General features: G+C 62.0%; 21 protein-coding genes. 9 read left to right on the forward strand and 12 right to left on the reverse strand.

Annotated features, from left to right (window positions below):
• Positions 1-71: 71 nt before the first annotated feature.
• On the reverse strand, positions 72-1583 hold the full coding sequence (locus ACM6G4_RS01810; RefSeq protein ID WP_414912915.1) for an aldehyde dehydrogenase family protein: 1512 nt from the start codon (positions 1581-1583) through the stop codon (positions 72-74).
• A gap of 53 nt (positions 1584-1636) precedes the next feature.
• Positions 1637-2638: an agmatinase gene (gene speB / locus ACM6G4_RS01815; RefSeq protein WP_095151590.1), complete on the reverse strand. Its 1002-nt coding sequence runs from the start codon at positions 2636-2638 to the stop codon at positions 1637-1639.
• 151 nt (positions 2639-2789) lie between these two features.
• Between speB and ACM6G4_RS01820 the strand changes: the two genes are divergently transcribed.
• The 7 genes from ACM6G4_RS01820 (at position 2790) to ACM6G4_RS01850 (ending at position 9951) form a co-directional block, all read left to right on the forward strand.
• Positions 2790-3704, forward strand: a complete 915-nt coding sequence (locus ACM6G4_RS01820; protein ID WP_056723746.1) for a LysR family transcriptional regulator — start codon at positions 2790-2792, stop codon at positions 3702-3704.
• Positions 3705-3772: 68 nt separating this feature from the next.
• On the forward strand, positions 3773-5281 hold the full coding sequence (locus ACM6G4_RS01825) for a sigma-54-dependent transcriptional regulator (RefSeq protein ID WP_414912916.1): 1509 nt from the start codon (positions 3773-3775) through the stop codon (positions 5279-5281).
• A gap of 417 nt (positions 5282-5698) precedes the next feature.
• Positions 5699-6082 (forward strand): glycine cleavage system protein GcvH, encoded by a 384-nt coding sequence (gene gcvH / locus ACM6G4_RS01830; protein WP_150725972.1) that lies wholly within the window; start codon positions 5699-5701, stop codon positions 6080-6082.
• A 42-nt stretch (positions 6083-6124) separates the two neighbouring features.
• On the forward strand, positions 6125-7381 hold the full coding sequence (gene glyA, locus ACM6G4_RS01835) for a serine hydroxymethyltransferase (RefSeq protein WP_414912917.1): 1257 nt from the start codon (positions 6125-6127) through the stop codon (positions 7379-7381).
• A gap of 75 nt (positions 7382-7456) precedes the next feature.
• Complete coding sequence (gene lipA, locus ACM6G4_RS01840) at positions 7457-8446, forward strand: lipoyl synthase (protein WP_414912918.1); 990 nt, start codon at positions 7457-7459, stop codon at positions 8444-8446.
• Positions 8447-8479: 33 nt separating this feature from the next.
• Positions 8480-9238, forward strand: coding sequence for a M15 family metallopeptidase (locus ACM6G4_RS01845; RefSeq protein ID WP_414912919.1), 759 nt, complete (start codon positions 8480-8482; stop codon positions 9236-9238).
• Positions 9235-9951 (forward strand): L,D-transpeptidase family protein, encoded by a 717-nt coding sequence (locus tag ACM6G4_RS01850; protein ID WP_414912920.1) that lies wholly within the window; start codon positions 9235-9237, stop codon positions 9949-9951. Before ACM6G4_RS01845 ends, ACM6G4_RS01850 begins: the two co-directional genes overlap by 4 nt.
• A 128-nt stretch (positions 9952-10079) precedes the next feature.
• Here the strand turns inward: ACM6G4_RS01850 and ACM6G4_RS01855 are convergent, their stop codons facing one another.
• The 7 genes from ACM6G4_RS01855 to ACM6G4_RS01885 form a co-directional block, all read right to left on the reverse strand.
• On the reverse strand, positions 10080-11468 hold the full coding sequence (locus ACM6G4_RS01855) for a purine-cytosine permease family protein (RefSeq protein ID WP_056723762.1): 1389 nt from the start codon (positions 11466-11468) through the stop codon (positions 10080-10082).
• Positions 11469-11514: 46 nt separating this feature from the next.
• Positions 11515-12255 carry a TorF family putative porin gene (locus tag ACM6G4_RS01860; RefSeq protein WP_056723764.1) on the reverse strand — a complete coding sequence of 247 codons (741 nt, stop codon included), beginning with the start codon at positions 12253-12255 and terminating at the stop codon, positions 11515-11517.
• A 106-nt stretch (positions 12256-12361) separates the two neighbouring features.
• Entirely contained in the window at positions 12362-14101 is a 1740-nt protein-coding gene (locus ACM6G4_RS01865) for an amidohydrolase (RefSeq protein WP_056723766.1), read from the reverse strand.
• A gap of 18 nt (positions 14102-14119) precedes the next feature.
• Complete coding sequence (locus ACM6G4_RS01870) at positions 14120-15970, reverse strand: amidohydrolase (protein ID WP_414912921.1); 1851 nt, start codon at positions 15968-15970, stop codon at positions 14120-14122.
• A gap of 147 nt (positions 15971-16117) precedes the next feature.
• Positions 16118-17140: a helix-turn-helix transcriptional regulator gene (locus ACM6G4_RS01875; protein WP_414912922.1), complete on the reverse strand. Its 1023-nt coding sequence runs from the start codon at positions 17138-17140 to the stop codon at positions 16118-16120.
• Between the two features lie 86 nt (positions 17141-17226).
• On the reverse strand, positions 17227-18069 hold the full coding sequence (locus tag ACM6G4_RS01880; RefSeq protein WP_223541434.1) for a nitrilase family protein: 843 nt from the start codon (positions 18067-18069) through the stop codon (positions 17227-17229).
• The gene (locus ACM6G4_RS01885; RefSeq protein WP_056723774.1) at positions 18066-19565 is read right to left on the reverse strand and encodes a purine-cytosine permease family protein; all 1500 of its coding nucleotides are present in this window, start codon (positions 19563-19565) and stop codon (positions 18066-18068) included. The genes ACM6G4_RS01880 and ACM6G4_RS01885 overlap by 4 nt, the downstream gene beginning before the upstream one ends.
• 200 nt (positions 19566-19765) lie before the next feature.
• On the opposite strand from ACM6G4_RS01885, the gene ACM6G4_RS01890 reads away from it, so the two are divergent.
• Entirely contained in the window at positions 19766-20668 is a 903-nt protein-coding gene (locus tag ACM6G4_RS01890; RefSeq protein WP_056723776.1) for a LysR family transcriptional regulator, read from the forward strand.
• Between the two features lie 106 nt (positions 20669-20774).
• On the opposite strand, the gene ACM6G4_RS01895 is transcribed toward ACM6G4_RS01890, so the two are convergent.
• Positions 20775-21308: a cysteine hydrolase family protein gene (locus ACM6G4_RS01895; RefSeq protein ID WP_414912923.1), complete on the reverse strand. Its 534-nt coding sequence runs from the start codon at positions 21306-21308 to the stop codon at positions 20775-20777.
• Between the two features lie 69 nt (positions 21309-21377).
• Complete coding sequence (gene ggt / locus ACM6G4_RS01900) at positions 21378-23105, reverse strand: gamma-glutamyltransferase (protein ID WP_414912924.1); 1728 nt, start codon at positions 23103-23105, stop codon at positions 21378-21380.
• 136 nt (positions 23106-23241) lie between these two features.
• On the opposite strand from ggt, the gene ACM6G4_RS01905 reads away from it, so the two are divergent.
• A complete protein-coding gene (locus ACM6G4_RS01905) occupies positions 23242-23754 on the forward strand; it encodes a methylated-DNA--[protein]-cysteine S-methyltransferase (protein ID WP_056723781.1) in 513 nt (170 codons plus the stop codon).
• 99 nt (positions 23755-23853) lie between these two features.
• On the opposite strand, the gene ACM6G4_RS01910 is transcribed toward ACM6G4_RS01905, so the two are convergent.
• Positions 23854-24441: an NUDIX domain-containing protein gene (locus ACM6G4_RS01910; RefSeq protein ID WP_056723783.1), complete on the reverse strand. Its 588-nt coding sequence runs from the start codon at positions 24439-24441 to the stop codon at positions 23854-23856.
• Positions 24442-24481: the final 40 nt, after the last annotated feature.

The raw sequence follows: 24481 nt of genomic DNA on the forward strand, positions 1-24481 counted from the left end.
CTCGCCACAGGTTCAGTGTTGCCCGTGCCTACCTGGCGTTGTTGCAGATGCCTTTTGATTGTGGGGGCGCGTCAGCCCGGCAGCGTGATCCACACCGCCTTGGTTTCGAGCAGGTAATCGAGCTGCTCGGCGCCCAGGTCCTTGCCGAATCCGGACTGTTTGTAGCCACCGAACGGCATCGACGGATCGAGGGTGCCGTGGGCGTTGACGTAGACCGAGCCTGCCTTCAAGCGTGGGATCAGGCTGTGCACCTTGCCCAGGTCGTTGGAATACAGTGCTGCCGCCAGGCCGTAAGGCGAATCGTTGGCCAGGGCCAGTGCGTCTTCCTCGTCATCGAACGGCGCGGTGACCAGCACCGGGCCGAAGATTTCTTCCTGGACGATGCGCATGTCATTGCGGCAGTTGGCGAAGATGGTCGGCTCGACGAAGAAGCCAGGGCCATCGATCGGTTGGCCGCCGTAGACCAGTTCGGCGCCTTCGGCCTTGCCGGTTTCGATGTACTCGGTCACGCGCTGCTTTTGCAGGGCCGAAACCAGTGGGCCGATGAAGCAGTCCGGATCCAGGCCCGGCGCCATTTTCAGGGTGCGCGTGTAGGCGATCAGCTCACGCAGGAATTCGTCGTAGACACTGCTATGAATATAGGCCCGTGTACCGGCGTCGCATACCTGCCCGGAGTTGAAAAACACCCCGTTGGCGACCGCTTGGGCGGCGGCCGGGATGTCGGCGTCGGCGCAGACGATGACCGGTGATTTACCACCGAGTTCGAGGGTCAGGCGCTTCATGTCATCCAGCGCTGCACGACCGACAGTCTGGCCGACCGGGGTCGAGCCGGTGAAGGTCAGTTTGTCGATGCCGGGGTGGGTGGCCATGGCCGCACCGACCACGCTGCCGCGTCCGGTGACGATGTTGATCACGCCGTCGGGGATGCCCGCCTCCTGCACCAGTTCAGCAAAACGCAGGGCCGACAACGAAGTCAGTTCGGCGGGCTTGACCACCACGGTGCATCCGGTCGCCAGCGCCGCGCCGAGCTTCCAGGCCATGGTTTGCAGCGGGAAGTTCCATGGCACGATGGCACCGACTACGCCGACCGCTTCCTTGCGGGTATAGGCCAGGTAATTGCCAGGCAGCGAGGGTTCGACGGTACGGCCGTGCAGCTTGGTGGCCCAGCCGGCGAAGTAACGCAAGGTATCAACGGTGCCCTGGATGTCCACGTCCTTGGCGAAGGCTACCGATTTGCCCATGTCGATGGATTCGATTTGCGCCAGCTCCGCGGCGTTCTGTTCGATCAGGTCAGCCAGGCGCTGCATCATGCGCTCGCGTTCGGCCGGTTTGGCATGACGCCAGGCGCCGCCGTCGAACTGCGCGCGGGCGGCTTGCACGGCGCGGTCCAGGTCATCGGTGGTGCCCATGGGAATGCGGGTGATCAGGCCTTCGGTCGAAGGTTCGATCACATCGGAAGTCTGGCCGTCGCTGGCTTCGACCCAGGCGCCGCCGATGAACATCTTCTGGACCTTGCCGAGGAAGGTCTGGGTGGCTTCGCTGACGCCGTATTTTTGCAGGTAACTTTTGACGATCGTGTCCATTTTTATTCTCTCTGCCCGGCAGTCAGGGCCTGCCGGGTCACTGGTTTCGATGATCAGGCTGATGCGGTTTCGCTCTCGGCGGCCGCTCGCACCTTGCCACGCTCGTGGAAGATGAAACCGATGCTGTTGAGCAGCAGTTGCGCGGCCAGGATCGAGGTCATGCCGGTCGGGTCGTAGACCGGTGCAACTTCCACCAGGTCCATGCCGACGATGTTGCCTTTGCTGCGCTTGGCCAGGGCCTGGATGATTTCCAGCACTTCGTAGTAGAGGAAGCCGCCGTGGCTCGGGGTGCCGGTACCGGGGGCGATGGATGGGTCAAAACCGTCGATGTCGATAGTGATGTAGTAGTTGATGTTCTGCGGGATCAGCGCCAGCACACCCTCGACGCCAAGGCGACGCACATCACGCACCGAGAGGATTTTCGAGCCGGCTTCATGGGCTGCTTCGTAGTCGTCGCGGTTGGACGACGACACGTTGCGGATACCCATCTGGGTCATGCCGACAATGTGGTTCATTTCCGAGGCGCGGCGCAGCGGGTTGCCATGGCCGTAGCGAACACCGTGGCGTTCGTCGACGAAGTCCAGGTGCGCATCGAAGTGGATGATGTGGATCGGGCCGCGGCCTTCGAAGGCCTTGATCACTGGCGCGTGCACCGAGTGGTCGCCGCCGAGCACCACCGGCATCACGCCAGCATCGAGGATCTTGCGCACGGCGTATTCGGTGTTCTTGTTGCTGGTGACCATGTCGGTGTGAACGATGTCGGCATCACCGACGTCGACCATGCGCACGTCCGATGCGGTGAGGTACATCACATCATCTTCGTGGTCGTAGGCGCCGGCGTGGCCGAAGGAAAACAGCGTCGATGCTTCGCGAATCCCGCGTGGTCCGAAGCGTGCGCCGGAGCGCCACTGGGTGCCCATGTCGTTGGGCACGCCGAGCACCGCGACGTCGGCATCCAGTGCATCCCAATCGGTGCACACCGGGGATTTGCCAAAGGTGCAATGACCCACGAATGGCAGGTTCAGGCGACCGGATTCATAACCGTTGTTCGACATTTCTAGCCTCTCCACTTCTTGTTATCGGCTTGGCGGACTGCAAGGCGACCGCCGTTGGAAAGACTATGGGCGCAGGTTTTCGTGGAAAAAATGCTAAACATCAGATACTCATATCGGTATTCCCGATGCATCCCCATGCCGGAGGCCCAAGATGATCCAGCTGCACGATGTCGACCTGAAACTGCTCAGGGTGTTTGCCACGATTGTCCGCTGCGGCGGCTTCTCGGCAGCGCAGGCGGCGCTCAATGCCGGGCAGTCGACCATCAGCGAACAAATGACCCATCTGGAAACCCGCCTCGGGGTCAAACTCTGCCAGCGTGGGCGCAGCGGCTTCCGCCTGACCGAACAAGGGGTGGCGATCCATGAAGCCACCCAGCGCCTGTTGTCGGCGGTGGAGAACTTCTGCATGGACGCCGACGTGCTCAAGCAGCACATCAGCGGCAAGCTCAACCTGGGGATCATCGACACCACGATCACCGACCCGGATTCGCCGATTCCGCGCACCACCCAGCGCTTCGTTTCACGGGGTCATGACGTACACCTGAACGTGTACGTCGGCACCCCGGCGGAACTCGAAGAACGGGTGCTCGACGGCCGCCTGCACCTGGCCATCGGGCACTTCCCGATCCATGTGCCGGGCCTGCTGCAATCACCGCTGTACCAGGAAGCCCTGGGTTTGTATTGCGGCCGGCGCCACCCTTTGTACGGCAGCCACGCCGAAGGTGAGGAGCTGCTCGAAGAAGTCGCTGCGGGGCGCATCGTCGTGCGCGGCTACATGCAGCAATACGACCTCGAACACCTGGGCGTCAGCAAGGCGGCCGCCACCGTGGACAACATCGAAGCCACGGCGATCCTGATCATTTCCGGCGCCTACCTGGGCTTTCTGCCTGAGCACTTCGCCGCCCAGTGGGTCAAGAGCGGCGAGATGCACCAGTTGGCCCCGGGGAGTTTGCGTTTGAAGTCGCCGTTCGACGTGATCACCCGTCGCGGCACGGCACCGCCACCGATCCTGCAAGCGTTCCTCGAGGACCTGGCCGCCAGCGCCCGTAAAACCGGCCAGCCGTGATGTGACGCTCGCCAAATTCAAATTTTGCCGGGCATACTGATTCGGTTCGTCAACCTTGCAGGCCCGTCATGCGCATCCACGTCACCTTCATCGACCGCGTCGGCATCACCCAGGAAGTGCTGGCCCTGCTCGGTGGTCGCAGTTTCAACCTCGACGCCGTGGAGATGGTGCCGCCGAACGTCTACATCGACGCCCCGACCCTCGGCGCCGAAGTGCTCGAAGAACTGCGCGAGGCGCTTTTCGACGTGCGCGGCGTGCAAGCGGTGACCATGGTCGACATCCTTCCGGGGCAACGCCGGCGCCTGCAACTGGACGCGTTGCTGGCCGCCAGTTCCGACCCGGTGCTGGCGGTGGATGATCGCGGCCATGTGCTGCTGGCCAACCCGGCGCTAATCGCCCTCTGCGGCCGCGAACCGGCCGGTGAATCCCTGACCGCGCTGTTCGACGATGCCGATTTGCAACGCACCTTGATCGCTCAGCATTTCCGCCTGCCGATGCACGAGGTCAGCCTCGGCGGCCAGACGCTGCTGCTCGACGCGATGCCGATCACCGACGCCGGCGCCCTGCTCACCCTGTATCAACCCAATCGCATCGGTGAACGCCTGTCGGCACTGCACCATGATCATGCCGAAGGCTTCGATGCGCTGCTCGGCGAATCGCCGCCGATCCGTGCACTCAAGGCCCGCGCCCAACGAGTGGCGGCCCTCGATGCGCCGCTGCTGATCCAGGGCGAAACCGGCACCGGCAAGGAACTGGTGGCCCGTGCCTGCCATGCCATCAGCCCACGGCACGATGCGCCGTTTCTGGCCCTGAACTGCGCGGCACTGCCAGAGAGCCTCGCCGAAAGCGAGCTGTTCGGCTATGCCCCCGGCGCCTTCACCGGCGCGCAACGGGGCGGCAAGCTCGGCCTGCTGGAACTGGCAGACCAGGGCACGGTGTTCCTCGATGAAGTGGGGGAAATGTCGCCCTATCTGCAAGCCAAGTTGCTGCGTTTCCTGAGCGATGGTTGCTTCCGCCGGGTCGGTGGCGACAAAGAGGTCCGGGTCAATGTGCGGGTGCTCAGTGCGACCCACCGCGACCTGGAAAAAATGGTCGCCGAAGGGCGTTTTCGCGAAGACCTGTTCTACCGCCTCAACGTGCTCAACCTGCAAGTGCCGCCGCTGCGCGAACGCGGTCACGACATCCTGCTGATGGCCAATCACTTCATGCAGCAGGCCTGCGCGCAGATCCAGCGACCGGCGTGCCGTTTGGCGCCGAGCACCTTCAGCGCCCTGCTCGGCAACCGCTGGCCGGGCAACGTGCGGCAACTGCAAAACGTGATCTTTCGCGCGGCGGCGATTTGCGAAAACCCGCTGGTGGACATCGACGACCTGGACATCGCCCGCACGGCGGTAGAGCGGCAAAACGACGGCGAAGTCGGCAGCCTGGAAGAAGCGGTTGGCGACTTTGAGAAGAACCTGCTGGAACAGCTGTATCGCAGCTTTCCGTCCAGCCGTTTGCTGGCGGCGCGGTTGCAGACGTCCCATAGCGCCATCGCGATTCGCTTGCGCAAGTACGGGATTCCCGCCAAGCCCTGAGTGATCTGTCGGAACACATTGTCACCGACAACACATTCCCCTGTGGGAGCGAGCTTGCTCGCGATGAGGGAGTGTCAGTCGATATCAATGTGACTGTCATACCGCTATCGTCGGAACGCCGCCCGGAGCAAGCTCGCTCCCACAGGGGACCAGTGTTGTTGCTGAATTCCTCGTCTGCAAATCGATACAGCGTAGCGAAATCAAGACAATCTCTTCCACGCCAGCAATCACGGCGCTTGCCTCCAAGGGCATACTTGCTTGTATTGAATTCAATACGGGTGAGATATCACAAACACTACACAAACAACTCAAGCCATTGATTTAAAACAAATAAAAAAAATTGGCACCGCCCTTGCTACCACTCCTCCAACCCCGCTCGTCGCCCCGCCACGAGCCTTAAAACAATAAGGAGTTGATATGAGCCAATTGCGTTTTACCGTCGATCACGAATGGTTGCGCCTTGAGAGCAATGGCCTGGTCACCGTCGGCATCACGGCGTTTGCCCAGCAGGCGCTAGGGGATGTGGTGTTCGTTCAGGTGCCTGAACTGGGCGCCTTTGATGCAGGCGCTGAAGTGTCGGTGCTGGAATCGGTGAAAGCGGCCAGCAGTATCGGCATGCCGCTGGACGGCGAAGTGGTCGAGATTAACGCGACGCTGGAGAGCACCCCGGAACTGGTCAACGAAGATCCATTGGGCGAAGGCTGGTTCTTTCGCTTCAAACCGGTCGATGCCCTGGCGCTGAGCGATCTGCTGGATCAAGACGCCTATGAACGACTGACCGCAGAACACGCCGACGCTTGAAGCCCTCCCGGGCATTTCCCGAATCCGCAAAAGGACCACACCATGTTCAGCAAACACGACCAGATCAAAGGCTATGACGACGAACTGCTGGCGGCGATGAACGCCGAGGATGCGCGGCAGGAACACCATATCGAACTGATCGCCTCGGAAAACTACACCAGCCAGCGGGTGATGGAGGCACAAGGCAGCGGCCTGACCAACAAGTACGCCGAAGGGTACCCGGGCAAGCGTTACTACGGCGGCTGCGAGCACGTCGATGTGGTCGAGCAACTGGCCATCGACCGCGCCAAACAACTGTTCGGCGCCGACTATGCCAACGTCCAGCCGCACTCCGGCAGCCAGGCCAACGCCGCGGTTTATCTGGCATTGCTGCAAGCCGGCGACACCGTGCTGGGCATGAGCCTGGCCCACGGCGGTCACCTGACCCACGGCGCCAAGGTGAGTTTTTCCGGCAAGCTGTACAACGCCGTGCAGTACGGCATCGACACGACCACGGGCCTGATCGATTACGACGAAGTCGAGCGCCTGGCGGTCGAGCACAAGCCGAAGATGATCATCGCCGGGTTCTCGGCCTATTCGAAGACCTTGGACTTCCCGCGTTTCCGCCAGATCGCCGATAAGGTCGGTGCGTACTTCTTCGTCGACATGGCCCACGTCGCCGGGCTGGTGGCAACCGGTCTGTACCCCAATCCCCTGCCCTACGCCGACGTGGTCACCACGACCACCCACAAGACCCTGCGCGGCCCCCGTGGCGGCCTGATTCTGGCCAAGGCCAATGCGGAGCTTGAGAAAAAATTCAACGCCGCGGTATTCCCCGGCGGTCAGGGCGGCCCGCTGATGCACGTGATCGCCGCCAAGGCCGTGTGCTTCAAGGAAGCGCTGGAGCCCGGCTTCAAGACCTATCAGGCGCAAGTGATCCGCAACGCCCAGGCGATGGCGCAGGTGTTTATCGAGCGCGGTTATGACGTGGTGTCCGGCGGTACCGACAACCATCTGTTCCTGGTCAGCCTGATCCGCCAGGGCCTGACCGGCAAGGACGCCGACGCCGCCCTCGGTCGCGCCGGCATCACCGTGAACAAGAACGCCGTGCCCAACGATCCGCAATCGCCGTTCGTGACCTCGGGCTTGCGCATCGGCACGCCGGCAATCACCAGCCGTGGCTTCAAGGAAGCGCAGAGCATTGCGTTGGCCGGCTGGATCTGCGACATCCTCGATCACCTTGGCGATGACGATATCGAGGCCAATGTCGCCCGGCAGGCGGCCGCCCTGTGTGCAGACTTCCCGGTCTACCGCGACTGAGCACACAACACAAAAACCCTTGTGGGAGCGGGCTTGCTCCCACAGGTTCTGCGGCTGTTGCACAAGGAAATAACGATGAATGCCATTGTTGAATCGACCGGCAAGAGCCCGGCCAAAGTAGAAATCGGCACTAAGCTGCGCGGCGCGGAAAAGGTCGCGCGGATTCCGGTGAAGATCATTCCCACGGATGAGTTCCCGCGCAAACCCGACTGGATTCGCGTGCGCATGCCGATCTCTCCCGAGGTCGACCGGATCAAGCAACTGCTGCGCAAGCACAAGCTGCACAGCGTCTGCGAAGAAGCCTCATGCCCGAACCTCGGTGAATGTTTCTCCGGTGGCACCGCGACCTTCATGATCATGGGCGACATCTGCACCCGCCGCTGCCCGTTCTGCGATGTCGGCCATGGCCGGCCCAAGCCGCTGGACGCCAACGAGCCGATGAACCTGGCCGTGGCCATCGCCGAGCTGCGCCTGAAGTACGTGGTGATCACCTCGGTGGACCGCGACGATTTGCGCGACGGTGGTGCCCGACACTTTGTCGATTGCCTGCGGGAAATCCGCAAGCTGTCCCCCGGCATTCAACTGGAAACCCTGGTGCCGGATTATCGCGGACGCATGGACGTGGCCCTGGCGATTACCGCCAATGAGCCCCCGGATGTATTCAACCACAACCTGGAAACCGTACCGCGCCTGTACAAGGCCGCGCGGCCGGGTTCGGACTTCGAGTGGTCGCTGGACCTGCTGCAGAAATTCAAGCAAGCGGTGCCCCATGTGCCGACCAAATCCGGCCTGATGCTGGGTCTGGGCGAGACCGACGAAGAAGTCATCGAGGTCATGCAGCGCATGCGCGAGCACGAGATCGACATGCTGACCCTCGGCCAATACCTGCAACCCTCGCGCAGTCACTTGCCGGTGCAGCGCTTCGTGCACCCGGACGCCTTTGCCTGGTTCGCCGAGGAAGGCACGCGCATGGGCTTCAAGAACGTGGCGTCCGGGCCGCTGGTGCGTTCGTCCTATCACGCCGATCAACAACTTCATGGAGGTACGGACGGTTTCAAGCCATGATGCAATGACTGGTCATGCATGGAGCCGCTTCCGATGTTTCGTTCACCCTGTCTGTTGTTGCTGTGCCTGAGCCTTGCCACGCCGTGCATGGCCGACGAATCGAAACCCGGGCACATGGTGTATGTGCGCAGTGTCGACCCGGGCATCGAGCAGGACATCCGCTACGCCAGCGCGCACAACTTCACCGGGCACCCGCTCGACGGTTACCAGGCAGCGGAATGCCTGCTGTCGGCGGATGCTGCGAAGGCGTTAGCCAGAGTGCAAAGCTCGCTGAAAGCCGAAGGCTACGGCTTGAAGGTATTCGATTGTTATCGCCCGACCCGCGCGGTGGCGGACATGGGCCGCTTCGCCAGCGAACCTGGCGACTCGCTCAAGACCGAGTTCTACCCCCGGGTCGACAAGCAGGACTTCTGGCGCCTGGGGTATGTGGCCCGGGTGTCCAATCATTCCCGGGGCAACACTGTCGACCTGACCCTGACCGGCCCCGAGGCCCTGCCCGCCGACACCTGGACGCCTTCGGCCACGCCGGTGGATTGCACCGCCCCTTACGGCCAGCGCTGGCACGACGGCGCCCTCGACATGGGAACCGGTTTCGATTGCTTCGATGAGCGGGCGCACACCGACTCGGCGCTGATCAACGCCACGGCCAAAGCCAATCGCCAGCGCCTGACCAGTGCCATGGCCAAGGAAGGCTTTGTGGGTTATTCGGCCGAGTGGTGGCACTTCACGTACAGCGGGAATCCGCCGAAGCCGGACGTCATGGACTTCCCCATCACGCCGCTTGCACCATGAACATTCTGCTCAAGGCTCTGTCGGTGGCGCTGTTTCCGCTGGCCGCAATGGCTCAGGGACTCGACGGCAGCGACCAACTGATCGTGGTCACCAGTAAAGGCTGGGATGACATCCAGGGCACTGCCCAGCGCTATGAGCGGCACGGGAAAACCTTCCGGAAATTCGAAGCGCCCTTTGCAGTCGTTCTCGGCAAGAACGGCATGGGCTGGGGCAAGGGGCTGCTCGATATCGAGCAACCTGAAGGACCGGTAAAACAGGAAGGCGATGGCAAGGCGCCGGCTGGGATGTTCAAGCTGGGCACGGCGTTCGGCTACGCGCCTTCGGCCGACACCCGCCTGCCTTATCTAGCGTTGACGCCGACCATCGAATGCGTGGATGACAGCCAGTCCACGCGTTACAACGAATTGGTCGACGGAGCAGTGGTCGATAAAGGCTGGAACAGCTCCGAACGGATGCGCCGCTCGGATGAGCTGTACCGCCAAGGCATCGTCATCCAGCACAACACCCCGGCCACGCCCGCTGCCGGCTCATGCATTTTCTTCCATATCTGGCGCGGCCCCAGTGCACCGACCCGTGGTTGTACAGCCATGGATCCGGCGAACATCGCGCAATTGTTCGACTGGCTGGACCCGGGCAAATCCCCGGTGCTGGTGCAACTGCCCGAAGCGCAGTACGAACAGTTGCGTGAGCGCTGGAAACTACCAAAGCGCTAGTCAACGCTGAACCCTGTGGCGAGGGAGCTTGCTCCCGTTGGACTGCGCAGCAGGCCCATCTTTTAGGGCCGCTTCGCGCCCCAACGGGAGCAAGCTCCCTCGCCACAAGAGCTCATCGTTCTCTCTGATTAACCCCGCTCAACCGCCACCGCACTCATCGACGGCTTGGCCAGCGCGTAATAGATCACCCCCGGCACCAGCAGCCCGACGATCCAGGAAATATCCACGCCGCCCAGTTGCGCAACCATTGGCCCGGAGTAGAAATGGGTGTCGACAAAGGGCAACTGGATCAACACGCCGATCACATAGACGCTGATCCCCAGCACGTTCCAGCGACCGTAGCGCCCGTTCGGATCGGACAGCGCCGGGATGTCGTAACGCTCCTTGTTGATAAAGTAGTAATCCACCAGGTTGATCGCGCTCCACGGGGTGAAGAACGTCAGCAAAAACAGGATGAAGTACTTGAACGAGTTGAGGAACGAGTACTGCCCCAGCAATGCCAGCGCGGTGGACGCCGCGACGATCAGCAGCACAAACAGCATGCGCTGGCGGGCGGTGATTTCCAGGCGACGACGAAAGCCGCTGATGATGGTGGCGATGCACATGAAACTGCCGTAGGCGTTGAGGGTGGACACCGTGACCTTGCCGAACACAATGCTCAGGTACAACAAGGAAGCGATCACACCGCTACTGCCCAGGCCGACGATGGTCGCCACTTCGTGCCCACGGAAACTGGCCCCGGCCAGTGCGGCGGCGAACACCCCCAGTACCATCGAAGTCTGGGCCCCCAGCACTGTGCCGAGGCCCACGGCGGTGAAGGTTTTCCAGGATGAGGTCTTGCTCGGCAGGTAGCGCGAATAGTCCGCCACGTAGGGGCCGAAGGCGATCTGCCAGGACGCCGAGAGCGAAACCGCCAGCAGGAAGGTGCTCCAGCCGAAATGACGATTGTCGAGCAGCAGGCCGATGTCGTTGAGGGTCATCAACCGGGTGAACAGGTAGGCGAAGGCGATGATGCCCAGCACGCTGGCCACGCGCCCGACCAGGTGAATCACCCGATAGCCGAAGATCGTCAGGAACGCGATGCTCGCCGCGAAGATCAGGATGCCGGTGCTGTCGCTGACACTGATCAATTGCGCGATCGCCTGCCCCGACAGCACCGCGCCGGTGGCGCTGAAACCGAGGTACATCAGGCACACCAAAACAATCGGGATCGCCGCGCCATACACCCCGAACTGCACGCGGCTGGAGATCATCTGCGGTAAGCCGAGCTTCGGCCCCTGCGCTGCGTGCAGCGCCACCACGGCACCGCCGAGCACTTGCCCGATCAGCAGGCCGATCAGCGACCAGAACACATCGCCGCCCAGCACCACGGCCAGGGCGCCGGTGACGATGGCGGTGATTTGCAGGTTGGCGCCGAGCCACAGGGTGAACTGGCTGTAGAGACTGCCGTGTCGCTCAGCCTCGGGAATGAAATCGATCGAGCGGGTCTCGATCAGGGGACTGCGTTGCGCACTCATGACGGTGTTTCCTTTGTGGAACTGTTTTTGTTGTCAGGGACGGAATTTAAAAGGTCTTGGTTGCGCTGGCTACAACTGTCGCCGAACAGAGGTCGTCATAGCCGTACCAACTGCTGCACTCGCTTTTCGACAGGTCGGTGTCGACGTAGCTCAGCCCCCAGGTGACGCCGACGAAGTCGCGGGTCAGCTTGGCTTCCCACTCGTAGTAAGACTCACGGCTATCGCCATTGGCGGACCAGAACGCGGGGTCGTTCACATCATTGCGCCCAAAGCGCAAATCCAGGCCGACTTCGGCCGGCAAATCGATTTTGTAACCCACGTAGGTGTAAAGGGTGTCCTGGTCCTCGCCGAAGAAGTTCGGCGTGTCCTTGGAGTAATAGGCACCCAGCTTCACACCGTACAGGTCGAGAACGGCATACGCCTCGCTGAGGTTGAATTCGGAATTTTTCGGGTAGTCGTACTTGATGTAGCCCAGGTCCAGGCTGATGGCGTCCGTGGCCTGCCAGTAGTAACCGGCGTAGTACTCACGCTCCTGGCGGGTGTCGAAGCCGCCGCCGAAATCGACGTTGGAGGTCCAGGCGCCGATGTACAGGCCGCTGCTGTGCAGCAGCGTTGCTCCGCCCTGCACCGCCGGATCGCCCAGGGTCTGCGAGATCCCCCGGGTGCGGTAGTCGCTGACGACGCCCAGGGTCATCTCCAGGCTGAAATCATCGTTGAGGGCCAGGGCCTGGCTGGTCAGGGGGGCCAGTGCGAGTGCTGCGAGGGTCAATGCTGAAAGTGCGTTCATACTGTTCTCTTGTTGTTATGGCGTACGGGGAATTTCAGGCATGGCGATGCCAGGCCCCTCGCTCTACGAGGGGCTGGCAGTTTTTGCGGTGTTGGGTGTACGCAGGTCAGGATGCGGGGGCGTAGACCTGCTTGCCGGCGAAGAACGTGTTCAGGACTTTGGTTTCGAACAGGTCGTCATCGCTGACCTTGAACACGTCGCGGTCGAGGATGATCAGGTCGGCCTGCTTGCCCGGTGCCAGCGAACCGATCTGCTGCTCCAGGCGCAGGGTTTTCGCCGCGTTGATGGTGTAGGCATAGAACATGGTCTGGCGGTCGATGCTTTCCTTGGCATTGAGTACGCCCAACGGACCTTTGCGTGTGCTGGCCTGGGCAATGGCGTTGAACGGATTGGCGCTCGACACCGGCCAGTCGCTACCACCGGCAATCGTCGCGCCGGCGTTATGCAGGGACCGCGCGGGATACTGGTAACCGTAGGCAAAGGCGCTGATGTAAGGCTTGACCAGTTCGACGGTGTAGGACTCACCGGTGGCCCACAGCAGTTGCATCGAAGCGATCACGCCCAGTTCCTTGAAGCGTGGAAACTCCTTGGGATTGACCAGTTGCAGGTGCGCGACGCTGTGGGGTACAGGCGTCGGGCTGAGCTTGCGCGCATACGCCACGCCATTGAGCGCTTCACGCACCGCCCGGTCGCCGACGGCGTGCATGTGCACGATCCAGCCGCGTTTTTCCGCCGCCACCACCAGCTCGCCAAAGTGCGCCGGGTCGGTCAGCAACTGACCATTTTTATGGCTGTTCTTGAACGGCACGATAACCGCTGCGGTTTGCCCCGGGAATTCAAGAATGCCGTCGACAAACACCTTGATGCCGGGGAACGTCAGGTTAGGCACGCCCTCGAACTGCTTCATCACCGTGGCGATCACTTCCAGGTCGGCAGGTTTGCTCTTCGGATTGGTGACCATCAACGCGGCGACGTGGGCGCTGAGTTCGCCGTTCTGCGCCAGCTCCTTGTACAGCGGCAGCACGCCGACACTTTCGGCGGTGGCATGGAAATCGAACAGCGAATCTTCGCCGCCGCCGTTCGCCGCAGCGTCCATCCAGGCAGTGACGCCGAATTGGTTGTTGATCTTCACCGCCTCGCGAGCGGCCTTGAGCATCGCCTCCGGAGTAGGCGCCGGAATCCCGTTGCGCACCACATCCCAACGGGATTCGGCGAAGTAGCCGTTCGGCGTGAAGTCCGCTTCATGGCCGACGAAGCTGCGTTCTTTCTCCGGCAGGCTCTTGACCAGCGCCGCGTCGATGTTCAGGCGCTTGAGCATCGCATTGTTAGCCCAACCGGTGTGGCCGTCGATGCCGCTGAAGACGATGGGCTGATCAGCCCAACGCCCCTGGTTGAACACCTTGCCCAGTTCACGGCTCTTCTCCCAGTAGGCCGAACTGACCCCGGCCACGCTGATCACATCACCGGAACGGGCACGTCCGGCCTTGTCCTCTTCGATCAACCACTGCTCCAGTTCCGGCAAGGGTTTGACCTCGTCCAGCAGGTTGGCCTTCATGCTGTCGAAAGCGCCCGAGACCGGGTGGCTGTGGGTGTCGATCATGCCCGGCATCAACACTTTGCCCGCCAGGTCGATGCGCTGGGTCTTGGCATCGGCCAGGGCATTGATTTCGGCATCGCTGCCCACTTTCAGAATCTTGCCGTCTTGCACCGCAACAGCCTGCACCAGTGCCTGGCCGGGTTCGGCGGTAAAGACCTTGCCGTTGAACAACACCAGGTCAGCGGCGGCCATGGCCTGCACCGACGACAAGGCCAGCGCGGCGGCCAACAGGTTTGGAATCAATCGCATTGGAACGCTCTCTAGTTTTTATGGGGCGGATCGGGAAGTGACCGCTTGGGAAACCACGTGTGGCGCAAGCCCCAGGAACGGCGCCTTGGCCCACACGACCTTGCCGCCGACCAGCGTCAGCAGCACGTCATTGCGGCCCAGTTCCTCCTCGGGCACCTGCATGAAGTTCTTGTCGAGCACGATCAGGTCAGCGAACTTGCCGACTTCGACCGAACCCAGCACCGCGTCCAGCTTCAGCTGTTCGGCGGAGTTGAGGGTGATGCTGCGCAGCGCCTCGGCTCGCGACAGCGCCGGATCGGTGTTGAGTCGCCCCGCATATTTGGGGCCATAGCTGTGCGGATTGGTCGGGTCGCCGGAACGGGTGACACCGACTTTCAGCGCCAGGAACTCATCGAGGGGATCGACCGGCCAATCGCTGCCAAACGCCACGCGACCACCGGCATGGGCGATGCTGCCCGAGGGCTCCATGCGCGCAAATCGTTCGGCGCCAAGGTGGTCACTGGTGCCGTCGACCGTGGACGGTGCCTGCTGTGCCCACTGGAACGACATGGTGGCCGTGACGTCCAGTGCCTTGAAGCGTGAATAGTCGGCAGGGTCGACCGACTCGGCGTGGGCGATGGCCGGGCGGAAATCAGTAACTGGCAGTTCCTTGCGCACGTAGGCCACGCTGTCCAGTGCATCGCGCACCGCGCGCTCGCCGGTGGCGTGCAGGTGCGGATCGAAACCGGCCTTGACCGCTTGCAGCAACAACGGATTGAGCACTTGCGGCGGAAAGTACAGTTCGCCCAGGTTCTTGCCCGGCGTCCACTTCGGCGCCTTGTCGGTGCCGCTATTGTGCAGGTACGGGGTCAACATGGCGCCGGTGTCCGCCGGGGCATTGATGATGCCGTCCATGAACAGTTTGACGTGGCGCATGTTCACGCCCGGCGCGACATGCACTTCGCCCTGATCGTAGGTGCTGGCCAGGGCCTTGGCCTCGGCGATGGTTTTCACCGGGTCGGCGGCAGCGGCTGCCGGGTCCAGCTTGATCGCCAGCAAGGCCCGGGCGGTCAGCTCGCCGGACTTTTGCAGGCTGGTGAAGGCTTTGCCGTTTTCCGGGCCGGACAGCGCATCCATGAAACTGGTGATGCCTTGCTGGCGCATGGCGTCGAGGGCTGCGCGAACCTGATTGAGTTTTTCCGCGTCGGTCGCAGGTGGCACCACGGCGGCCAGCGATTCGGCGGCGCCGTCTTCACAGATGCCGTTCGGGTTGCCGGCGCTGTCGCGGCGGTATTTGCCGTCTTCGGGGTCGGCGGTGTTCTTGTTGATGCCGGCCAGTTCCAGGCCGCGAGAGTTGGTCAGCACGGTGTGGAAGTCGGTGGAGCGCACCTGGATCGGACGCTTGGTCTTGAGCGCGTCCAGGGTCGATTTGTCGGCGTCGCCGTCGAGCCCGGTCATGCCCATGCGATCCCAGCTGCCCACTTCCAGCCAGACATCCGGGTCCTTGTCCTTGTCGGCATCGAGGCAGGACTGGATGCTCGCCTGAAACTGCGCGCGGGTCATGGTCTGGTATTTCAGGTCGCACAAGGTCATGGCGCGACCGCCATCTCCCGGGTGCATGTGCGCATCGACGAAGCCCGGCATCAGCATGCGCCCGGCCAGGTCGATCAGTTGTGTCTGCTTGCCGATGTAAGCGTCGACCCCGGCATCGCTGCCGACATAGACGATCTTGCCGCCCGAAATGGCAATGGCCTGCTGCACCGAATTCTGGCCATCGACGGTGTAGACGTAGCCATTGCGCATGACCGTGTCGGCGGGTGTCGCCGCCAACGCAATGCCGGAAAATGCCGTCGTCGCCGCAACGGCGACAAAAAGCCTGGAAAGTCTCAAATGCCTCACCCCTGTTCTTATTGTTTTGAAGCGGCCCGAAGCGACTGCGCCGGCCCCTGATAGACAGGGCCTACCCTATAGGGCGCAGCGTTCGAATGGACCTCTGCAAATGAGGAGGGGTAAGGCAAATAATTGAAACGACTGGGATTAATCCCGGCGCACGGACTCCACCAGCGCACCCGGTGAACGCAGGGCCGAGCCCAGTTCCACCTTGCTTTTCACACCCAGCTGCAAGTAGCAATTGCGCAAATAAGTGCGCACGGTCGCGGGGCTCAGGGCGAGCATTTTGGCGATTTCCTTGTAGGAGTGCCCGGCGGCGAACAGCATCGCTGCCGTGCGCTCCCGTGGCGCCAAACCGTCCCCGCCCGACGGTGCTTCAAGGGACAGGATGACGTGTCCGGCGTTGGGGCTCAGGGTCAGGGCGCAGCGGCCCAGGCGGATCACGCAGGGCGCCTTCGACAGTTGCGCGATCACCTCGCCCGGCAGCATTGAACCGCTCCAGCCGGGTAATTCCCGTTGAATGGCGGCGCACAACCTGGCGCCCACATACAACAGGCTGCCGTCCATGCGCGCGACGCCAAAATCACTCGCGCCGTTTTCGCTATCGAAGCGAATCATGTCCTGCACCTGGAACCGCCACAGCTGGAACAGGTGATCGCAGAACGCCGAAAACAGCTCGGCTTCATGCTCCTCGAATGCCTGTTCATGCTGGCCACGGTAGAGGCAGACGAAAAACATCAAGCCGCTTTCGGGCAGCTCATAGGTGATGCTCATCAAGTGGTAGAGATCGTAGCGCCGGGCGAAATCGTTGACGGCTTCGCACGGGTCGTTGAAACCGTTGTCGCGCACCACCTCACCGGGACGATTGAGCGTGGCGTGGGAGAACTGGTCGTTTGCCGCCACCGGATGCCATTCGGCGGCAAAGGATTCGGGGAGATTGATGCTGCCGTGCATCCAGCTCTGAGGGGGGACATCAGGGCCTGGCGTCGACATCTCCCCCCACCAGGCAGACGCGAAGGGCACCAGTTGAGCGAATGCCTGCAGGCCATCGGCGATGAATCGCGACGCCCCGCTCTCCCGCGCCAGCCGGCCAAGGTGCAATACGCAATGATTGAACGCCTTGAGCGTGACCATCGTCGCGTCACCGTCGACTTTATTTCCCTCCCCCATCATTGCGATCCCGTTCACTGCATGGCTTTTCGTTTCGACGATGCCATGGCCCGTGATGGGCGTCCAGCACGCAATGACATCAATGCTTACAAGGTGCTGTGCAGCCCGTACAGCTGCGGCCGGCGGTCCTTGTGCAGATCATTGCGCGCGCTGATGCGCTTGTTGCGCGCTTCGGTAAGGTTCAGCGTGGCCAGCAACATCTGCTCGCCGCCCTGCTCCGCCGGCCCGGCCAACGGGTAGCCGTCGGCGTCGACGATGACCGAACCCTGGACCCAGCCGACCCCGCGCTCATGGCCATAGCGATCACAGGCGGCGATGAACATGCGGTTGACCGAGGCATTGGCCTGCACCCGCAGCACTTCGGCCGGGCGCTCGGTCTGCGGCCGCGGACCGTCGGGCCAGTTGACCGGCGCACACAGCAGATCGGCCCCGGCCAGCGCCGGTAGACGCACCCACTCGGGGAATTCCAGGTCGTAGCAAATCAGCATGCCCAACCGTCCATGCAGCGTTTCAACCACCGGCGGTGGCGCATCGCCAGCCGTGAAGATGTCCTTCTCGGCATCCCACAGATGGGCCTTGCGATACACCGCGCGCAGGCCATTGGCGTCGATCATCGCCGCGCTGTTGGCCAGTTCGTCGCCGGGCAGGCGCTCGCAAAAACCGCCGACGATCACCAGGTTCAGCTCACGGGCCAGGGCCTGCCACAGTTGCAAGGTCGGGCCATCCGTAGTTTCCGCCAGCGACAGCGCCTCAAAGCGGTCGGCAAACAGATAGCCGCTCTGCACCAGCTCGGGCAGCACCACGACCTGGGCGCCCTGTAAGGCTGCCTGGCGAATCGCGCGTTCGGTGAGCGTGCGGTTATAGGCCAGGTCGCCGATTTTCGGTGCCAGTTGGCAGCAGGCGACCACGGTATTTTTTGCGCTGTTCAACGCCCTGCCTCCGCAGATGAATGGGTCATGGCGACAATGTCGCTCTCGCTGAGCGCATCGATCACCCGGCGTTCGGCGGCCAGATCAATCGAGCGGCTGAGCAGGTAGTAGGTCAGCCCCGATACCACCAGGCCCACCAGCCAGGCGATGTCCACGCCTTCCAGCACTCGCGCCAGCGGGCCGACGAACACCTCTTTGCCGGCGGCGGCATCGTAGATGTAGAAGAACGGCACCATCGCGGCGAAGCCGATCAGGTACGAGACGATGCCGCGAAATTGCCAGGCGCCGTAGATGCCGTTTGGCGTGAAGAAATGCGGTATCGCATAACGGCCCTTGCGCACGAAGAAGTAGTCCACCAGGTTGACGGCGGTCCACGGCACGAGGAAGTACAGCAACAACACCAGGAAGGTGTTCAACAGCGCGATGCCGTCACCTTTGATCGACAGCACGCAGGTCAACAGAATCACGCTGATCACACTGATCGACAGCACGCGGGCGCGGGGTGTCGGGGTGATTTTCCTGATCGAGTCGACACCGGTCAGCAGCGTCAGCATGGCGCTGTAGGTGTTGAGGGCGATGATCGGCAGGAAGCCCGCCACCGAGACGATCACCAGCAGATTGCCCAGCCCCGGCACCATCGAGGAGCCGACCTGGTTCAACGCCACCAGTGCATCCGCTGCTTTGAGCTCCTGGGCCAGCCAGGCGCCGAGGCCGATCATCCAGCTGCCGGACAACGAGGCACCGATGAACACCGCCGCGATCAGTTTTGCCCGGCTGGTGTTTTTCGGCAGGTAGCGGGAATAGTCAGACACGTAGGGGGCATAGGAAATGTTGTAGCTGGCACCGATGGCGAACAGCGTGGCGAAGGCCACCCAGTTGAAGCCCAGGTCGGTCGCCGGCGTGACGCCTTCCTGGCCCGCGCCGAACATCAGGGCGATGGTCACCAGTGCATACAGCGGCAAGGTCGCCAGCAAGGCCCACTTGAAGGCCTTGTGCATCAAGTCGTGGCCGTAGATCGACAACAATGCGCCGATCAGCACCACAGCCACGGCGACGAGGGTCGGGTCAATGCCGAACACATGCTCCAGGCCATTCATGATCAGCGAGATGTTCACCACGTTGAAACCGACGAACACAAACATCGTCGCCATCAACGCCAGGATCACCCCGCGATAGCCGAACTGGGCGCGGGACTGGATCATCTGCGGCAGGCCCATTTCCGGGCCCTGGGAGCCGTGGAACGCCATGAAAATGGTGCCGAACATAATGCCCAGGGCACCGGCCAGCATGGTCCACAGTGCCGACAAGCCGAGGCTCGGGCCGACAAAACCTATGGAGATGGTGAAGAAGTGGAAATTGCCCAGGAACCAGAAAGGCCCCTGACTGCTGAGTTTGGCGTGACGTTCGTTTTCCGGGATGTAGTCGATGGAGTGGCCTTCGATGGCCAACCCGCCGCTCGCCTCGGTGGCGTGCGCAGACACTGGGGAACCTGACATACGATTGTTCCTATGCTGTTGTTTGTTGTTTTTGTGGGTACAGCGCTCGCTACGACGTCCAGTTCAGGTGAAACTCCATAAAAAGCTGACGATGACGCTGGTTTCACGGCAATGTAGGGCGTGAGTCCGGGCAATAAAATATCGCAGGCACACTGTTCACATAGATCAGCATCTATGTAAGCGAGAATCGGGAGCCCCCCATGCTGGGAACTGTAACGGAGCTGGATCTGCGCCTGATCCGGGTATTTCTGACCGTCGTCGAAGCGGGCGGCATCTCGGCGGCGCAAACCGCCCTCAACACCACGCAACCCACGATCAGCGCGCAGCTGGCAACGCTCGAAGCCCGGGTTGGTTTCCGCTTGTGCGAACGCGGGCGCGGCGGGTTTTCGGTAACGCCCAAAGGCACTCAGTTCATCGACGCGGCCCGGCGCTTGCTGGCGGCGGCCGAAGGCTTTCGGGTCGAGGTGCAGCACATCAACCGCAAAGTCTCGGGCAGCATCAACATCGGCCTGCTGGGGCAAATCGATCCGGTGGCGAACAGGAAAATCGGCCAGGCCATTGCCCGTTTGCGGGCACGGCACGAGGGCTTGTACTTCCATTTCACCGAGCTGTCATCGTCGCTGCTGGAAGAAAAAATCATCAACGGCCATATCGACCTGGCCATCGGTTACTTCTGGCATCGCTTGCCCAGCATCGATTATTTCCCGCTGTTCCCGGAAACCCAGATTGCCTACTGCGCGCCCTCGCACCCGCTGTTCGGGCAAGTCGGCGCGCTGACCCGCGACGATGTCAGCGGGTTCGACTGGGTCTGGCCGAGCCATCCCCTGCCGGAAATGCCGGCCCCCACGTCCATCGAACGCCTGACCGTGCTCACCGACAGCATGGACGGCGCGGCCCTGCTGATCCTGTCCGGCCAACACCTGGGGTTTCTGCCGCAGCACTACGCCACCCGCCATGAACAGCTGGGGCAGCTACACCCGCTGAACCCGGACCTGTTGCGCTATGAGGTCAGCTTTCATGCGGCGGTGCGGCATTCGGCGCGGCAGCGGGATCTGGTGAGCGCGTTTCTGAATGAGCTGATCGAGATTTTCGGAGCGGTGTAAGTCCTTTGGGAGCGTGCTCGCGATGGCGGCATGTCAGGCAACATCAATGTTGAATGTGCCGGCCCCTTCGCGAGCAGGCTCGCTCACACAGGGAAACAGGGTGGGTTCAGAAGTGGATGTCCTTGGCCGGGACCACATCGATCCGGGCCACGGAACCGGTGAGGTGCGCCAGGTCCTTGTTGTGCTCGGCGATGATGTCTTCGGCGGTCAGGTTGCCGTTGTCGACGGTGGAATGCCCGTCGCCCGCCAGCACCACGTCGTAGCCCAGTTTCAGGGCCTGGCGCACGGTGGCGTTGACGCAATAGTCGGTCTGCAGGCCGCAGATGACCAGGCGCTCGTAGTCCTCCTTCGGCAACAGTTTTTGCAGGTTGGTCTGGTAGAACGAATCCCCGTTGGTCTTGCGTACGCACAGGTCCCCGGGCGAGGTTTCCAGACCTTCGGCCAGTTGCCAGCCGGCAGCCTCATGCGCCAGCGGGCTGCCCGCTTCTTCGTGCTGGATCAGCACCACGCGCACGCCCGCCTTGCGCGCCCGGGCAGAAAGGTCGTTGATGGTGTTGATGACCCGTCCAATCTCGAAGCACTCGTATTCACCGGAACACAAAGCCTGTTGGACGTCGATGATTAACAACGCAGTGGTCATGATTTCCTTCCTTGAATTGTCGATGGATCAGGGGACGAACATAAGCCCGTCCCCCTCCGGACACAACCCTCAATAACCCAGCGACAACCCGGTGTTACGCCGTGGGTCGTTCGCCCCGTAGAAACGGTTCTTGCCTACCGGCTTGCCACCCAGGGACGGCGCGCCGACCAGGATCGCCGCCAAGTGGTTGGCATCCTGTGGACCGGCGAACTTGTGGCCCCAGCTCTCGAGGATTTTCACCGTGTCCGGGCTGGTGGTGAAGGCTTCCAGGTTGGTTTCCTCCGGCAGCCACTGCTGGTGGAAACGCGGCGCATCCACCGCTTCCTGGATGTTCATGCCGTAGTCGATCACGTTGAGCATGGTCAACAAGGTCGCGGTAATGATGCGGCTGCCACCCGGAGTGCCGACCACCATCACCACTTTGCCGTCCTTGGTGACGATGGTCGGGCTCATGGACGACAGCGGCGCCTTGCCGGGCGCGATGGCGTTGGCCTCGCCCTGCACCAGGCCGTACATGTTCGGTACGCCGATCTTCGAGGTGAAGTCGTCCATTTCATCGTTGAGGATGACCCCGGTCTTGCTCGCCATCACGCCGGCACCGAACCAGTCGTTGAGGGTGTAGGTCACCGACACCGCGTTGCCCCACTTGTCGACGATGGAGTAATGGGTGGTGTTGTTGCCTTCATGGGGCGCTACACCGGGCTTGAGTTCGCTGGATATCGCGGCTTTTTGTGGCTTGATCGCGTCGCGCAGCTTGGTCGCGTAGTTTTTATCCAGCAGGTGGGCAATCGGGTTCTTCACGAAGTCCGGGTCGCCCAGGTAGCTGTTGCGGTCCACATAGGCGTGGCGCATCGCCTCGATCTGATAGTGCATGCCCTGGGCCGAGTGGTAGCCCAGGTCCTTCATCGGATAGCCTTCGAGGATGTTCATGATCTCGCAGATCACCACGCCGCCGGAGCTCGGTGGCGGTGCGGAAACCACGTGGTAGCCACGGTAGTCGCACTCGATGGGCGCCAGTTCGCGGGTCTTGTATTTGTCGAGGTCGGCCTGGGTGATGATGCCCTTGTTGGCCTGGCTAGAGGTGACGATGGCGTCGGCCACCCAACCTTTATAGAAACCGTCGGCGCCTTTCTCGGAGATCTCCCGCAAGGTCTTGCTCAGGTCCTTTTGCACCAGTTTCTGGCCGACCTGCATCGGCTCGCCTTTGCTCAGGAAGATCGAGCCGGAATCCTTGATGTCCTTCTTGAACATGTCGGTGGCGTAGTCCAGCAGATCGACATCCCCCTGCTCCAGCACGAAACCGTCTTCGGCCAGCTTGATGGCCGGGGCGATGATTTCCTTGCGCGGCTTGGTGCCGTACTTGGACAGCGCCAGTTCCATGCCCGACACGGTGCCTGGCACGCCCACGGCCAGGTGGCCACGGGTACTCAGGTCGGGAACGACGTTGCCCTCCTTGTCCAGGTACATGTTGGCGGTAGCGGCCAGCGGCGCTTTTTCACGGAAGTCGAGGAAGGTTTTGCGTCCGTCCGCCAGTTGAATGGTCATGAAACCACCGCCGCCGAGGTTGCCTGCCGCGGGGTACACCACCGCCAGCGCATAGCCGACCGCGACCGCCGCATCCACGGCGTTGCCGCCGTTCTTGAGCACATCCACGCCCACATGGCTGGCCAGGTGCTGGGCCGTGACCACCATGCCGTTTTCCCCGGTAGCCGGGGCCACCGAGGCGGCATGGGCGGACAGGCAGCTGAGTGCCAACGAGGTCGCAATCAGCGATTTGGCAAAAGGTTCGTACTTCATGAGTCGGTCTCTTCTTGTCATTAAACAGGGGAACGTTTCAAAAGCCGTTGCCAAGTATGGTCGGGATTACGTATTGCGCCTCCCCGTCGAGGCAGTATCCTTAACACCTGTTCAGCAATTTTGCGCGAGCCCTGGCATGACCTATACCTGCACCACCGTGGATTCACCCGTGGGCCAGTTGAAGCTGGTCGCGAACGGTTCACGACTGGCGGCCATCCTCTGGGAAAACGACAAACCCGGGCGGGTGCGCCTGGGGCCGATGAGCGAAGCGCCGGACAACCCGATCCTGGTGCGCACCGCTGCGCAGTTGCGCGAGTATTTTTCCGGCAGTCGCGATCGCTTCGAACTGGAGCTGGATTTTGCCGGTACGCAATTCCAGAAGAAGGTCTGGGCGGCGCTGCTGACCATCCCGTTCGGCGAGACCCGCAGCTACAGCCAGATCGCCGAACAGATCGGCAACCCGGCGGCGGTCAGGGCAGTGGGTGCGGCGAATGGCAAGAACCCGATTTCGATCGTGGCGCCCTGTCATCGGGTGATTGGCGCGTCGGGCAAGCTCACCGGGTTTGCCGGCGGGCTTGAGGCGAAGGCGTTGTTGCTCACACTTGAAGGTGGGCAAAGGCCTGGCACCGCACGGTTCCCAGGCTTTTGATCTTGTAGGAGCTGCCGCAGGCTGCGATCTTTTGACTGTGCTTTTCAAAAGCAAGATCAAAAGATCGCAGCCTGCGGCAGCTCCTACGGGAGATTGCGTTTAATTGAAGAGGTTTTTCATCGCCGCATACTGCAACAACATGATGGTCTTTGCATCGCAGATTTCGCCGCGGTAAAACGCTTCGAGCGCGTCGTCGAACGCCCACTCCAGCACTTCCAGTTCTTCGGTTTCCGACTCCAGGCCACCACCGTCGCTGACTTTCGACTTCGCATCGTATTCGGCAATGAAGAAGTGCAGTTTTTCCGTCACCGACCCGGGGCTCATGTATGCCTCGAAGACCTTCTGCACATGGTGCACACGGTAACCCGTCTCTTCCTCGGCCTCATCGCGGATGCGGTCTTCAGGCGCCGCGCCTTCCAGCAGGCCCGCCGCGACTTCGATCAACAGCCCATCGTGACCGTTGACGAACACCGGCAAGCGAAATTGCCGGGTCAGTACCACTGTTTTATTTTCGCGGTTGTACAGGAGAATCGCCGCGCCATTGCCTCGGTCGTAGACCTCGCGGACCTGGCGTTGCCACTCGCCGTTGTTGCGTTGGTAATCGAAGGTGATTTTCTTGAGCAGGTACCAGTCGTGGGACAACACCTGAGACTCCAGGATATTGACCCGCTCGGCTGTGTTCGACATGACAACGCGTCCTGTTATTTGTCTGAGGGTCCACATGTTA

The organism is Pseudomonas sp. IT-P258, assembly GCF_949767825.1.
In the GTDB taxonomy this organism is placed as follows: Bacteria; Pseudomonadota; Gammaproteobacteria; order Pseudomonadales; family Pseudomonadaceae; genus Aquipseudomonas; species Aquipseudomonas monachiensis.

Coding starts and splice junctions, on each gene's coding strand:
- ACM6G4_RS01855 (WP_056723762.1), bottom strand. CDS start 11,468: ATGAGTGCGCAACGCAGTCCCCTGATCGAGACCCGCTCGATCGATTTC.
- ACM6G4_RS01845 (WP_414912919.1), top strand. CDS start 8,480: ATGTTTCGTTCACCCTGTCTGTTGTTGCTGTGCCTGAGCCTTGCCACG.
- lipA (WP_414912918.1), top strand. CDS start 7,457: ATGAATGCCATTGTTGAATCGACCGGCAAGAGCCCGGCCAAAGTAGAA.
- gcvH (WP_150725972.1), top strand. CDS start 5,699: ATGAGCCAATTGCGTTTTACCGTCGATCACGAATGGTTGCGCCTTGAG.
- ACM6G4_RS01905 (WP_056723781.1), top strand. CDS start 23,242: ATGACCTATACCTGCACCACCGTGGATTCACCCGTGGGCCAGTTGAAG.
- glyA (WP_414912917.1), top strand. CDS start 6,125: ATGTTCAGCAAACACGACCAGATCAAAGGCTATGACGACGAACTGCTG.
- ACM6G4_RS01895 (WP_414912923.1), bottom strand. CDS start 21,308: ATGACCACTGCGTTGTTAATCATCGACGTCCAACAGGCTTTGTGTTCC.
- ACM6G4_RS01850 (WP_414912920.1), top strand. CDS start 9,235: ATGAACATTCTGCTCAAGGCTCTGTCGGTGGCGCTGTTTCCGCTGGCC.
- ACM6G4_RS01825 (WP_414912916.1), top strand. CDS start 3,773: ATGCGCATCCACGTCACCTTCATCGACCGCGTCGGCATCACCCAGGAA.
- speB (WP_095151590.1), bottom strand. CDS start 2,638: ATGTCGAACAACGGTTATGAATCCGGTCGCCTGAACCTGCCATTCGTG.
- ACM6G4_RS01875 (WP_414912922.1), bottom strand. CDS start 17,140: ATGGGGGAGGGAAATAAAGTCGACGGTGACGCGACGATGGTCACGCTC.
- ACM6G4_RS01890 (WP_056723776.1), top strand. CDS start 19,766: ATGCTGGGAACTGTAACGGAGCTGGATCTGCGCCTGATCCGGGTATTT.
- ACM6G4_RS01860 (WP_056723764.1), bottom strand. CDS start 12,255: ATGAACGCACTTTCAGCATTGACCCTCGCAGCACTCGCACTGGCCCCC.
- ggt (WP_414912924.1), bottom strand. CDS start 23,105: ATGAAGTACGAACCTTTTGCCAAATCGCTGATTGCGACCTCGTTGGCA.
- ACM6G4_RS01885 (WP_056723774.1), bottom strand. CDS start 19,565: ATGTCAGGTTCCCCAGTGTCTGCGCACGCCACCGAGGCGAGCGGCGGG.
- ACM6G4_RS01910 (WP_056723783.1), bottom strand. CDS start 24,441: ATGTCGAACACAGCCGAGCGGGTCAATATCCTGGAGTCTCAGGTGTTG.
- ACM6G4_RS01810 (WP_414912915.1), bottom strand. CDS start 1,583: ATGGACACGATCGTCAAAAGTTACCTGCAAAAATACGGCGTCAGCGAA.
- ACM6G4_RS01820 (WP_056723746.1), top strand. CDS start 2,790: ATGATCCAGCTGCACGATGTCGACCTGAAACTGCTCAGGGTGTTTGCC.
- ACM6G4_RS01865 (WP_056723766.1), bottom strand. CDS start 14,101: ATGCGATTGATTCCAAACCTGTTGGCCGCCGCGCTGGCCTTGTCGTCG.